Origin of the sequence: Ferruginibacter sp. (assembly GCF_049840995.1) — a bacterium.
Taxonomy (GTDB): Bacteria; Bacteroidota; Bacteroidia; order Chitinophagales; family Chitinophagaceae; genus Ferruginibacter.
Window position 1 is genome coordinate 758204 of record NZ_JASGIP010000008.1, and the last position, 12377, is coordinate 770580.

A 12377-nucleotide genomic window follows, 5' to 3' on the forward strand; every position below is an offset into this window, starting at 1 on the left:
AGTAACAACTGTTTACAAATTTGTCAACAGTAAAACTTATAAATTATGTCAGTTTTAGTTTTTCTTGACCAATCAGAAGGTCACATAAAAAAATCATCTTTGGAAGCAGCAAGCTACGGTGCTAAGGTTGCAGCACAATTGGGCGTTGCAGCGGAAGGTATTGTTTTAGGAAATGTTACCGAAGACCTGCCTTCATTGGGAAAATATGGTTTGAAAAAAATTCATACCGTAAAGAATGATACGCTCGATCACCTGGATGCGCAGGTATTTACTGCTGTGCTGGCCGAAGCGGTTGCTGCAACAGGTGCTACGGTGGTGATCTTTTCCAACAATATCAGTGGCAAGGCCATTGCACCAAGGTTAAGCGCCAAATTAAAAGCAGGTTTGGTAAGTGGCGCTGTTGCATTACCCGATACCGGCAACGGCTTCGTGGTAAAGAAAAATGTTTTCAGTGGTAAGGCATTTGCAAATGTGGCCATCAATACTGCGGTAAAAATAATTGCGCTCAACCCCAACTCCTATTCCATCTCCACACAGGACGGCACTGCCGAAGTAGCTGCATTATCAGCAACGGTGGGCACGCCAAAAGTAACGGTATCATCAGTTGATAAAATTGTAGGCGAAGTACCATTGAGCGAAGCAGAAATAGTGGTAAGTGGTGGCCGTGGTTTAAAAGGTCCTGAGAACTGGGGATTGGTTACCGATCTTGCAAAATTATTAGGTGCTGCAACCGCCTGCAGCCGTCCTGTAGCAGATATTCACTGGCGTCCGCATCATGAGCATGTGGGACAAACGGGCCTGGCCATTGCACCCAATCTTTATTTTGCCATCGGTATCAGCGGCGCTATCCAGCACCTGGCCGGTGTAAACCGCAGTAAGGTGATCGTGGTGATCAATAAAGATCCCGAAGCGCCTTTCTTTAAAGCAGCTGATTATGGTATTGTAGGCGATGCTTTTGAAGTAATGCCAAAGATCATTGAAGCAGTAAAGAAATTAAAAGGAGCATAAACAAATTATAGTTTAAAGCAAAGCCTTCCATTCGGGAGGCTTTATTTTTTATATTTGTTTCATAAACCACCAATATGAAAAAATTATTCTTATCAACTGTTATTATCTGCCTGGCAGTTTTTGCAAAAGCGCAACAGGATTTCCAGGGGGAGATCGTTTATAAACTACACGCTTCGGAAGAAGATAAACCCGATGCTGAACTGAAAGCTTTTTTTGGCAACAGGAAAATAAAACTGCTGTTCAAAGAAAAAGCGGAATATGATAATGATGCCCTTCTTATCATTTTGGATTCTGCTGCAACTTTTACACTCAATGCTGATCATAAAACTTTTAAAAAGAAATTACTGAGCATCAAAACGCCCATGGATGCACCACAAAAAAGAATGATCGCCGGGTATACAGCGCTCCCGATGATACCGGAAAACAACGGACTGGGCAGTTTGCTGGGAGGCATGTTTGGCGCCACCAATACTGTTTTTTACCTGGCCGATAGTTTACAGTACCATATACCCGATAAATTCCGCGGCAATATGGAATTTGTAATTGTTCAGAAAAACAGGATCGTGTTGGGTGCGGAACTGCAGTTCTCCAACCCTTTTTCTGATGGAGGAGCGGTTGACAGCTCCAAAGCAAAGATCGTTACGGCAGAAGCGATCTCCATTAAACCGGGTGCGATCGATGAATCGGCATTTATCATCCCTGCAGATTATGTTGACAGTAAAACAGTGAATTACGATATGCCCATGGTGGATACCACTGCAGTGTTACCGGCAATGGCAGATACCGCGATGCCTGCCCCCAAACCTAAAAAACCAGTTAAAAAGGCGCCTGTAAAACCCGCTAAATCAAAAACTTCTGCTACTGTAAAGCCTGTGGCAAGAAAAGAACACTAAATACATTTTTACACCCTTTTGTTTTTATATTTGCTTTTTAAATATTCACCTTCCAACCCAAGGGACAGGATCATATGAAGAAAATAGAACTGGAAATAGTAGCATTATCGCACAGCATTACACAAACGCATTCCTATGCCGTGGTTTTGGGAGAAGTGAATGGTCTTCGCAGGCTGCCCATCGTAATTGGTGGTTTTGAAGCACAGGCCATTGCTGTGGCGCTGGAACGCATGAGCCCCAGCCGCCCGCTCACACACGACCTGATGAAGAATTTCATGATGGCTTTTAATGTTGAATTGCACGAGGTAGTGATCAACGACCTGCAGGAAGGCATTTTTTACAGCAAGCTGGTGTGCAGTTCGGCCAACGATACGGTAGAAATAGATTCCCGCACTTCGGATGCGCTGGCCCTCGCAGTGCGTTTTGGCTGCCCCGTGTATACCTACGATTCTATACTGGACCAGGCAGGCATTTTAATGGAAGATGATGGTAAAAAGAAAAAGACACAGCCCGTGACCAGCGAAGGCGGCGGCAGTGACGACCTTAAGACCATGAGCCTGGAAGAACTGAATGCACTTTTAAGTGAAGTACTCGACAGCGAAGATTATATCCGCGCCATTGCAATACGCGACGAGATAAAAAGCAGGAAGACGAAGTAATTAATAATGAATAATGGGTTAATGAATAATTAATAATTGTTGCAATTCTCATCAACTCATACGACCCTGAAATTATCCATTATCAATTTTTACATTATCCACTATTATGGTTGTTTTCCCTAATTGTAAGCTCAACCTCGGCCTTCGTATTCTTAATAAAAGAGAAGATGGTTTTCATAACCTCGAAACCGTTTTTTATCCCATTGCTTTAAAAGATGCGCTGGAAATAATTGCAGCGCCCAATAATAAAGATGCGGTTGCATTCAGCAGCAGTGGATTAACAGTGGAAGGCAATGTGGAAGATAATATCTGCATAAAGGCTTTCCATCTTATAAAAAAAGATTTTCCCGGTTTACCCTCTATAAAAATGCACCTGCATAAGGCTATACCAATGGGTGCAGGCCTGGGCGGCGGTTCGGCGGATGCTGCATTTACGCTGCAGTTGCTGAACAATAAATTCGACCTTGGTATTGATGATGCACAGCTGATACATTATGCTGCGCAACTGGGCAGTGATTGTGCTTTTTTCATGCTTAATAAGCCCTGCTATGCTACCGGCCGCGGCGAAATAATGGAAGCGATCAATGTTGATCTTTCAGCATACAAAATAATATTGATCAATCCCGGTATTCACGTTAATACCGGTTGGGCCTTCTCTCAACTTGAGTCGGAGCGCTTTAAGCGATCTGAACCATATTTAAGAAACATCATTCAGCAGTCTCTTTCCACCTGGAAAGACACACTGCTCAACGATTTTGAAATACCCGTATTTGAAAAATATCCTGCCATCAAAAAAATAAAAGAGGATCTATATAACCGGGGAGCGATCTATGCAGCCATGAGCGGCAGTGGCAGTACGGTATTTGGTATTTTTGAAAAGCATGCGCTGATAGACTACCCGCAAAAAGAAACATTTGTAAAGATCCTGTCTTAATTCAATTCTTTCAGCAACGAATCAATATCCAGGGCCGAAGTGCCCATCCACAATTTGCCTTCGGTATTCACCGGCCATTGTTCTTTGGGCCTGTCCCAGTACAATTCCACACCATTACCGTCGGGGTCATTCAGGTAAATAGCTTCCGATACACCATGATCCGATGCACCGGTAAGCGGGTAGCCTGCTTCCATCAATCTTTGTAAAATTGCAGCCAGGTCTTTACGGGTGGGATAAACGATCGCAAGATGATATAAACCTGCGGCACGTACCGGTGCAGGTCCAGCATTTTTACTGTGCCAGGTATTTAAACCAATATGATGATGATAGCCTCCGGCGGAAATAAATACAGCACTGTCGCCATAACGTTGCGTTATTTCAAAGCCCAGCAGCTCTTTATAAAAACCCAGGGCCCTGTTAAGGTCTGCAACTTTCAAATGCACATGCCCGATATGTGTTTGCGCCGGAATTGTATAACTCATAAAAAATTTTTATCTTTGCATCAAATTTACAACTATCAGCAATTTATTCAACATAGTATCTTTCCTGGGTAACAACCTCGACCTGCTGAATCATCGAAGTATCTGATCCGTGTGCGCTGCCTTACAGGCGGCGTGATCTTTCTTTTTTTTCTTTTATACATTTTATTCGTTTTTTATGCAAACATCCATTGCTTTATCAGCAGCTACCCAACATTATTTAGATCTTGAAGAAAAATACGGCGCCCATAATTATCATCCATTACCCGTGGTGCTGGATCGGGGCGAAGGCGTTTTTTTATATGATGTGGATGGTAAACGTTATTACGATTTTCTCAGTGGTTACTCCGCCGTTAACCAGGGACATTGCCATCCCAAAATTGTAGCTGCACTTACGGAGCAGGCGCAAAAACTTACTTTAACTTCCAGGGCTTTTTATAATAACCTGCTGGGCGAATATGAAGCCTACATCACGCAGCTATTTGGTTACAATAAAGTATTGCCCATGAACACCGGTGTGGAAGCTGTTGAAACAGCGATCAAACTCAGCCGCAAATGGGCTTACCAGGTTAAAGGCATTGCAGAAAACAATGCAACCATTGTGGTATGCGAAGGAAACTTTCATGGAAGAACTACCGGTGTGATCTCTTTCAGCAGCGACCCTTCTGCAACAAAGAATTTTGGCCCCTATGCACCCGGTTATATTGCTATTCCATTCAATGATCTTGCTGCACTGGAAAAAGCATTTCAGAATAAAAATGTGGCGGCCTTCTTATTTGAACCCATACAGGGCGAAGCCGGCGTGGTGGTACCGGACAGTGGTTATTATACAAAAGTAAGAACCCTGTGTACTGAATACAATGTATTGATGGTGGCCGACGAGATACAGACCGGCCTTGCACGTACCGGCAAAATGCTGGCCTGCGATCATGAAAATGTACGGCCGGATATTTTGATACTGGGTAAAGCGCTCAGCGGTGGCATTTTGCCTGTAAGTGCCGTACTGTGCGATGATGAAATTATGATGACCATACAACCCGGCGAACATGGCAGTACGTATGGGGGCAATCCGCTCGCCTGCAAGGTAGCCATTACAGCGCTGGAAGTATTGCAGCAGGAAAAACTGGCGGACAATGCCGAAGCCATGGGCGAACTGTTGCGAAGTGAACTGCAAAAAATAAATAGCCCCTTTATTGAAACCATAAGAGGCAAAGGGCTGCTGAATGCCATTGTTATTAAACACTCCAACCCGGATGCAGCCTGGGAGCTATGCCTGGCCTTAAAAGAAAACGGGTTATTGGCAAAGCCAACCCATGGAGATAAGATCCGCTTTGCCCCGCCCCTGCTCATCAGCAAAGAGCAGGTGATGGAATGCGTTGGTATCATAGAAAAGAGTTTGGCCGTATTATGATCTCATGAAATATTTTAGTTATTTTTATTTACCTAATAATTAAAATACCTTTTATGAAAAAAATACTGCTCCTGATTTCCTGCTTTTGTTTTATCTATTCCTTTTCTTTTGCACAGGTTGATACCCTAAAAGGTGAGGATGCGAAGAAGTTGATGAGGCAGATAAAAATGGATACGACAAAATTTTTAAGCGCCACCGGCGACATGGCCTGCAAATGCATCGACTCGATATCTCTCACAAATAAAAGTTCTAAAGAGATCAGTAACGAGATATTTAAATGTATTGATAAAAATGTGGGCAGTTACCAGCTTGCGCTGAAACTATACCACAGCATGGTGGACGAAGGCACTAACAATACACTCACCCTGAATGTCGACAAAGAGTCCAATGAATACCAACAATACTATTTTGAAATAGAAAGATGGCTTACCGATAGTTGTCCATCGATTAAAAGAGCCGCTGCTTCTGATAATAAAGAGTCTGAAGCCTCTACTTCTTCAGATAAAAAAGCAAGGGACCTTTATAACAAAGGTGTAAAGGAAATGAATGATGAAAACTATAAAGATGCTTTGCCATGGTTTGAAAAAGCAGTGAAGCAGGATGAGCATTTTGCATTTGCATGGGATAATGTCGGTATCTGCAGAAGAAAACTCGGCGACCTTGATGGCGCATTGGAAGCGTACCAGAAATCGTTACAGCTTGATCCGAAAGGAAGATTGCCTTTGCAGAATATTCCTGTAGTATATGAATTCCAGAAAAAATATGATAAAGCGCTGGAAGCATACCAACAACTTTCAGCAGCTTATCCTGATGATCCCGAGGCTTATTATGGATCGGGCAGGATGTATGAATTAAAAGGAGATATTGAAAAAGCATTGGATTATATGTGCAAAGCTTACAACGCTTATATTGCAGTTAATTCGCCTTACCGTACAGATGCAGAAAATAATATCAGTATCTATTACCGCAAAATGAAAGACCAGGGTAAAGAAGAAAGGTTCTATGCCATTCTCAAAGACAATAAGATCAACGCAAAGTAAACTATGGAAGAGGTTAAGCAACACAATGAAACCCATTTAAAAAGTTCTGAAGCTTTAAGAGATATTGTAATTGGTATGAGCGATGGCCTCACTGTTCCCTTTGCATTGGCAGCAGGATTGAGTGGTGCTGTAAGCAGCAGTGCCATTATTGTAATTGCCGGTATTGCCGAGATCGCCGCAGGCAGTATTGCGATGGGCCTGGGTGGTTACCTGGCAGGAAAAACAGAACAGGACCATTATAAAAGCGAACAGAAAAAAGAATACGATGAGGTGGAGCACCTGCGCCATGTGGAGATACAGGAAACAAAAGAATTCTTTGCCAACATCGGCTTAAGCCCGCAACTGCAGGACCAGGCCACCGAAGAGATCGCAAAAGACAAAGACCGCTGGGTGGATTTTATGATGAAATACGAACTTGGTCTTGAAAAACCCGATCCTAAAAGAGCTACCAAAAGCGCCCTGAATATCGGGCTTTCTTATATAGCAGGCGGCATCATTCCCCTTAGCCCCTACTTCTTTATCAGCCAATCAAATGATGCTTTAAAAATATCTGTTGTTGCAACATTGTTATGCCTTTTCATATTCGGTTTTTTTAAAAGCAGGATGACCGGTGTTAATCCTTTGTGGGGTGCAATAAGGGTAACATTAATAGGTGCAGTAGCTGCTGCAGCTGCCTTTGGTGTGGCAAAGTTGTTTGAACATTGATTTTTGTATTTTACCTCACATCAGCTTTTTCTAATATTAATTTTTACGCTATTAGTACATCTCCGTAGTACGGATTTGTAGTATTTCCGTAGTACATCGTAAATAATAAAGACAGCGCCTAACCGAAAAAGTTTTTCTTTGTGTATATCGTACACTTTTTAACCTTTTTTTAATGTTGGTATAATTTTTGAAACTTTTTGCAACGTGTTCCCGCTTTAAAATCTAAATGAAAAATCTAATGAAAACCAAACTCTACTCACCTGCAGTAAGCAAGGCATCCTGTTTTGCTTTGCACCAAATCCAAGAATTTAAATACAGTGGCTATTTTAAAGATACCTGTTGAAATGTATCTTCAAGACATTGTATTATTTAAATATTATTTTCCGATTACCCTTTTACTATCCTACTCCGCAAACAGCACAAACCTGAAATTGAAAACTGGCCATGCATCAATATCTGTTATCAAATAATCTGTTATCAAATATTTTTACAACCGGTTTAAAAAGCGTTCTACATATAATTAGTATATAGTACTACAATTTACTTTTTCACCTTTGTGTAGTTTTACAACCAGGTTTTTGGTTTGTTCTTTCAAATCAGAATCCTGTAATCAATATCCGTAAAAACTAAATTCAACCCAATGAAAACTATTGACTTTTCTCTCAGGAGAGGTATGCTCTCTATTTTCGCTCTTTTAGTATTTTCCTTCGCTTTTTCCACTGCTGCTTTTGCCACTACCTATTACGTCAGTACCACGGGTAATGATGCGACCGGTACAGGTACTGCTGCAAACCCCTGGAAAACATTGTATAAGGCCTGCAGCGCAGTTACCGGTGTTGGTAACATCATTCACGTAAATGCAGGTACGTATAATGAAACACAAAAAAGTAATCTTGCCACTGGTGTAAGCCTGGAAGGTGATGGGGTAACTTCTATCATCACTTCCACTGCTATCAACACCGAATTCAGCGAATTGCTTTCCCTCTACTCTGCTGCCGAAGGTACCGATGGTAACCAGCAGATCAGTAATTTAAAATTCGATGGCCAGATGATCACTTACCAGGGCATTAAAGTGATCGGCCGTAAAAATGTAGCGATCCACGATTGCTATATTACCAATTACATCAACCGTGGTATCATCTTCAGCGGTCGTACCGACAATACCAATAATCCTCCTGCAGTTTACGCAACAGGCAACAGCTTTTACAACAACACTGTTATCAACTGTTCTGAATATGATCATACAAGGGATTATGGCGCTGGATGCTTGAACATCGGTGGCCAGATGGGTATACAGATATATAATAATACTATCACACAAAACAGCCGTGCAGAAGGTTACAATGGCTGGCCTATCAAAGGTTATTTAAATGGTTTTATCCGTGGCGGCAGAATTTACAATAACACACTTACTAAAAAACCATTAGCGAACGGTAATGGTGCTTATAACTGGGATTTCTGTATTGAATTATTTGACGAACAGGGTTTGGAAATTGATCACAACACCATCCGTGATGGCGGTATTGATTGTAACCACCAGCGCAAAGGCAATTATGCCTATAGTGTATGGATACACGATAATGATCTGCAGCTGAATACAATTTCTTCTTATGGTGAAAGTGCAGTTACACTGGAATTTCATACAGAGAATGCCATTGTTGAGAACAACAAAATGACCAACTACCGCAATGGTATCATCTTTACACCAAGGCCCAACGACACTGTTAAGAATGTGAGCATTCAACGTAACCTGATGAGCAATGTAAATGGTGGTTATTATATTACTATGAGCAATGGTGATGCAGGACTGGTTTTTGACAGCATTAAAATATACAATAACACCATGATCGGTAATCCATCCAACAAACCAATGTATGCAGTGGATTTCCCTTATACTTCATCCGGTGGTCCTTTTACCCATTTTGATTTTATCAATAACAACTGCGGTAATGCCACCAACTTCCTGCGCCATGGCGGTTCAGTACCATTGAATTATTTTACTGTAAAGAATAACAACTTCTATACTTATACCAGCATTACTTCTTATGTTGGTGCTGCACCCACCAATTACACTTATACCGGTAACCTGATGGTAACACCAACTTATGGCACTAACTATACTTTAGTGGTAGGCTCGCCATTGATCGATGCAGGTATCAATGTAGGTTTACCTTATGCAGGTTCTGCGCCTGATAAAGGTTATGCAGAAGCCAACCTGATATTGCCGGTAAAACTGATCGACTTTGATGTGACTGCCAATAAAGGAGATAATCTTTTACAATGGAAAACAGTAACAGAAAGCAACAGCAGTTACTTCAGCATCGAAAGAAGTAATGATGGTCAGCATTTCACAGAAATAGGCAGGGTAAATTCAGCAGGCTTCAGCTCCAGCGTATTAAATTATCAATACAATGATGCAGCGCCACCGGCAGGTATCAATTACTATCGCCTGGTAATGCTGGATAAAGATAACACTGCAGGTTACAGCAATATCGTTGCTATTACCAACAAATTAGATAAAACACTGGCGATGATCAATACCAAATTATCTTCTGCCAACAGGAGCATGCTGGTATCTATCAACTCTGATGAATCAGTAAAAGCGCTGTTAAGTGTATTTGATCAGTCTGGCCGTGTATATATCAGCGAGCCGGTGCAGTTGCAGAAAGGTATCACAGTGGTAAGCAAGAACACACCTGCAATTTCTAAAGGTATTTATTATATCAAGTTAGATACAGGCGGAGAGAAACTGGTGAAGAACGTGATCGCCGATTAACAAAACAAAACTCCCTGTTTATATAAAAACTCCCTTGTAATAAGGGAGTTTTTTATTAGGATGCTTTATCATCACCATTATTAAGTGTATGCTTTTGATTACTCGAAATATTTTCCATCGTCCACTCCACTTTTTTTACAAAAGGATGTTTACGTACCGGGCAGTTTTCTTTTAAGCATAAGGGGCAACTAAAATCAAGGCAGCCATCCGAATGCACGAACAGTTCCACCGCTTCACCATATTCATCTTTTACCAATGCAGAAAGGGAATCAATTTCGCGGTGTGCTTCGTGCACATTCAAATACCAGGGTACTGTCAAATGACAATCGACATGAATAGTGGTGCCATATTTTATGATGCGGAGATTGTGCAGGTCCACCCAGTTCTCTTTACGGTTGGCATTTAACATGGCCACCATTTTTTTCAATAATGTTTCATCGGCCTCATCCATAATACCGGCAATAGAACTGCGGATGATCTTGTAACCTGTAAAAATGATGATCACGGAAAATAACAATGCCACTGCACTATCGATCCAGTATTGTTTAGGAAAAAACAGCATCAGCAAAAGGCCGATAACAATACCTGCAGTACTCCAGGTATCTGTTTGTAAATGTTTACCACTTGCCACCAACGCAAGCGAATTATTTTTTTTACCGGTATTGATACAAAAAACACCCGCTATATAATTAACGATCGCTGTTGCAGCAACCATGATGATACCGTAATCGAGTTTTGCCACTACATGCGGATGCCGTAAATTATTTATTGCTTCGTAAATAATTACAAATCCTGCCACACTTATCAAAGTACCTTCCACTGCAGCAGAAAGAAATTCGGCTTTACCATGACCATAAGGGTGATCATAATCTTTTGGCTTGGCTGAAACATACAGGCTGTACAAACCAATCAAGCCTGCGATCACATTCACAATACTTTCCAGTGCATCGGTCAATATGGCTACCGAATTGGTAAGGTACCAGGCAGCGATCTTTGCCAGGAAAAGAATGATCCCGATCGCGGTCACGATCTTTTGAAGCCGCAGGTTCTGTTGCGCTGTTTGCATATTATTTTCTTACGGCAAAGTTATGCAGTTGCCCGTTGCAGGGCAAAGATGTTGAAAACTACCCAGTTACGGGAGTAAAAATATCCACTTCATTCCTTCCTTCCACAGCCCCCAACCCGTATTTTTGCAACTAACTAAAACGAGACTGCTATGGATTTTCAATTTTCCGAAGAACAATTAATGATCAAACAGGCGGCAAGGGATTTTGCCATGAATGAATGCCTGCCCGGTGTTATTGAAAGGGACGAATTACAAAAATTTCCTAAAGACCAGGTGGAAAAACTCGCCGACCTTGGTTTTATGGGCATGATGGTAAAACCTGAATATGGCGGCAGCGGAATGGACACCGTGAGTTATGTACTGGCCATGGAAGAGATCAGTAAAGTAGATGCCAGTGTAAGTGTGTGCATGAGTGTGAACAACAGCCTGGTTTGTTATGGCCTGCAGGAATACGGCACAGAAGAACAAAAACAAAAATACCTCACTCCTCTTGCCCAGGGCAAAAAGAATGGTGAATTATATATCGGCGCATTTTTATTGAGCGAACCCGAAGCTGGTAGCGATGCTACTTCGCAACAAACCACTGCTGAAGATAAGGGCGATCATTATTTACTGAACGGTACCAAGAAACTGGATCACCAATGGTAATACCGCTTCCGTTTATTTAGTGATCGCACAAACAGATATCAGCAAAGGCAGCCATGGTATTAATGCTTTTATTGTGGAAAAAAGCTGGCCGGGTGTAACAGTAGGTGCCAAAGAAAATAAACTCGGCATTCGTGGCAGCGATACGCACAGCATTTTATTCAACGATGTAAAAGTGCCAAAGGAGAACCGCATCGGCGCAGATGGTTTTGGTTTTAAATTCGCTATGAAAACATTGGCAGGCGGCAGGATCGGTATTGCATCACAGGCGCTGGGCATTGCAAGCGGCGCTTATGAAAGGGCCTTGGCTTACAGCAAGCAACGCAAAGCATTTGGCAAAGAGATCATGCACCACCAGGCCATACAATTCAAGCTGGCAGATATGGCCACTAAAATTGAATGTGCAAGAATGCTGTGTTTAAAAGCGGCATGGGAAAAAGACAATCACCTGGACTATACTTTAAGCGGGAGTATGGCTAAAGTATATTCCAGCGAAACAGCCATGTGGACCGCTACAGAAGCCGTACAGATACACGGTGGTTATGGTTTTGTAAAAGAATATCATGTGGAAAGATTAATGAGGGATGCCAAGATCACACAGATATACGAAGGCACCAGCGAGGTACAGCGCATCGTGATCAGCAGGACTATTTTAAAATAATTTTACTTGCTTGAATGATCAATGTGCAAACCTCACCTGTTTGCACATTTTTTATTACGGCTGTTCTTAAATGTTTTACAATAACTTTGCAGCGCATAAA

At 41.9% G+C, this 12377-nt stretch carries 12 protein-coding genes; 10 read left to right on the forward strand and 2 right to left on the reverse strand.

Features of this window, described 5'->3' with window-relative positions; genetic code table 11:
• Positions 1-45 precede the first annotated feature (45 nt).
• From QM738_RS24195 to ispE, 4 genes are all read left to right on the forward strand, one after another.
• A complete protein-coding gene (locus QM738_RS24195) occupies positions 46-1008 on the forward strand; it encodes an electron transfer flavoprotein subunit alpha/FixB family protein (RefSeq protein WP_462279347.1) in 963 nt (320 codons plus the stop codon).
• 74 nt (positions 1009-1082) lie between these two features.
• The gene (locus QM738_RS24200) at positions 1083-1901 is read left to right on the forward strand and encodes a hypothetical protein (RefSeq protein WP_462279348.1); all 819 of its coding nucleotides are present in this window, start codon (positions 1083-1085) and stop codon (positions 1899-1901) included.
• Positions 1902-1975: 74 nt separating this feature from the next.
• Positions 1976-2560, forward strand: a complete 585-nt coding sequence (locus tag QM738_RS24205; protein ID WP_462279349.1) for a bifunctional nuclease family protein — start codon at positions 1976-1978, stop codon at positions 2558-2560.
• A gap of 106 nt (positions 2561-2666) precedes the next feature.
• Positions 2667-3494 carry a 4-(cytidine 5'-diphospho)-2-C-methyl-D-erythritol kinase gene (ispE, locus tag QM738_RS24210; protein ID WP_462279350.1) on the forward strand — a complete coding sequence of 276 codons (828 nt, stop codon included), beginning with the start codon at positions 2667-2669 and terminating at the stop codon, positions 3492-3494.
• Here the strand turns inward: ispE and QM738_RS24215 are convergent.
• Positions 3491-3976, reverse strand: a complete 486-nt coding sequence (locus QM738_RS24215) for a VOC family protein (RefSeq protein WP_462279351.1) — start codon at positions 3974-3976, stop codon at positions 3491-3493. The genes ispE and QM738_RS24215 overlap by 4 nt on opposite strands.
• 175 nt (positions 3977-4151) lie before the next feature.
• On the opposite strand from QM738_RS24215, the gene rocD reads away from it, so the two are divergent.
• The 4 genes from rocD to QM738_RS24235 all read left to right on the forward strand — a co-directional run bounded on the left by rocD (position 4152) and on the right by QM738_RS24235 (position 9905).
• Positions 4152-5384, forward strand: a complete 1233-nt coding sequence (gene rocD, locus QM738_RS24220) for an ornithine--oxo-acid transaminase (RefSeq protein ID WP_462279352.1) — start codon at positions 4152-4154, stop codon at positions 5382-5384.
• Between the two features lie 53 nt (positions 5385-5437).
• Positions 5438-6424 (forward strand): tetratricopeptide repeat protein, encoded by a 987-nt coding sequence (locus QM738_RS24225; protein ID WP_462279353.1) that lies wholly within the window; start codon positions 5438-5440, stop codon positions 6422-6424.
• 3 nt (positions 6425-6427) lie between these two features.
• Positions 6428-7129 (forward strand): VIT1/CCC1 transporter family protein, encoded by a 702-nt coding sequence (locus tag QM738_RS24230; protein WP_462279354.1) that lies wholly within the window; start codon positions 6428-6430, stop codon positions 7127-7129.
• Between the two features lie 640 nt (positions 7130-7769).
• Positions 7770-9905: a T9SS type A sorting domain-containing protein gene (locus tag QM738_RS24235; protein WP_462279355.1), complete on the forward strand. Its 2136-nt coding sequence runs from the start codon at positions 7770-7772 to the stop codon at positions 9903-9905.
• Between the two features lie 55 nt (positions 9906-9960).
• On the opposite strand, the gene QM738_RS24240 is transcribed toward QM738_RS24235, so the two are convergent.
• Entirely contained in the window at positions 9961-10971 is a 1011-nt protein-coding gene (locus tag QM738_RS24240; RefSeq protein ID WP_462279356.1) for a cation diffusion facilitator family transporter, read from the reverse strand.
• Positions 10972-11121: 150 nt separating this feature from the next.
• Between QM738_RS24240 and QM738_RS24245 the strand changes: the two genes are divergently transcribed.
• Positions 11122-11619 (forward strand): acyl-CoA dehydrogenase family protein, encoded by a 498-nt coding sequence (locus QM738_RS24245; RefSeq protein ID WP_462279357.1) that lies wholly within the window; start codon positions 11122-11124, stop codon positions 11617-11619.
• 19 nt (positions 11620-11638) lie between these two features.
• Positions 11639-12277 carry an acyl-CoA dehydrogenase family protein gene (locus QM738_RS24250; RefSeq protein WP_462279358.1) on the forward strand — a complete coding sequence of 213 codons (639 nt, stop codon included), beginning with the start codon at positions 11639-11641 and terminating at the stop codon, positions 12275-12277.
• The last annotated feature ends 100 nt before the right edge of the window (positions 12278-12377 follow it).

Bases quoted from the DNA above. Each gene is read 5' to 3' on its own strand.
- QM738_RS24235 (WP_462279355.1), top strand. From the start codon at position 7,770: ATGAAAACTATTGACTTTTCTCTCAGGAGAGGTATGCTCTCTATTTTC.
- ispE (WP_462279350.1), top strand. From the start codon at position 2,667: ATGGTTGTTTTCCCTAATTGTAAGCTCAACCTCGGCCTTCGTATTCTT.
- QM738_RS24225 (WP_462279353.1), top strand. From the start codon at position 5,438: ATGAAAAAAATACTGCTCCTGATTTCCTGCTTTTGTTTTATCTATTCC.
- QM738_RS24245 (WP_462279357.1), top strand. From the start codon at position 11,122: ATGGATTTTCAATTTTCCGAAGAACAATTAATGATCAAACAGGCGGCA.
- rocD (WP_462279352.1), top strand. From the start codon at position 4,152: ATGCAAACATCCATTGCTTTATCAGCAGCTACCCAACATTATTTAGAT.
- QM738_RS24215 (WP_462279351.1), bottom strand. From the start codon at position 3,976: ATGAGTTATACAATTCCGGCGCAAACACATATCGGGCATGTGCATTTG.
- QM738_RS24200 (WP_462279348.1), top strand. From the start codon at position 1,083: ATGAAAAAATTATTCTTATCAACTGTTATTATCTGCCTGGCAGTTTTT.
- QM738_RS24230 (WP_462279354.1), top strand. From the start codon at position 6,428: ATGGAAGAGGTTAAGCAACACAATGAAACCCATTTAAAAAGTTCTGAA.
- QM738_RS24240 (WP_462279356.1), bottom strand. From the start codon at position 10,971: ATGCAAACAGCGCAACAGAACCTGCGGCTTCAAAAGATCGTGACCGCG.
- QM738_RS24195 (WP_462279347.1), top strand. From the start codon at position 46: ATGTCAGTTTTAGTTTTTCTTGACCAATCAGAAGGTCACATAAAAAAA.
- QM738_RS24205 (WP_462279349.1), top strand. From the start codon at position 1,976: ATGAAGAAAATAGAACTGGAAATAGTAGCATTATCGCACAGCATTACA.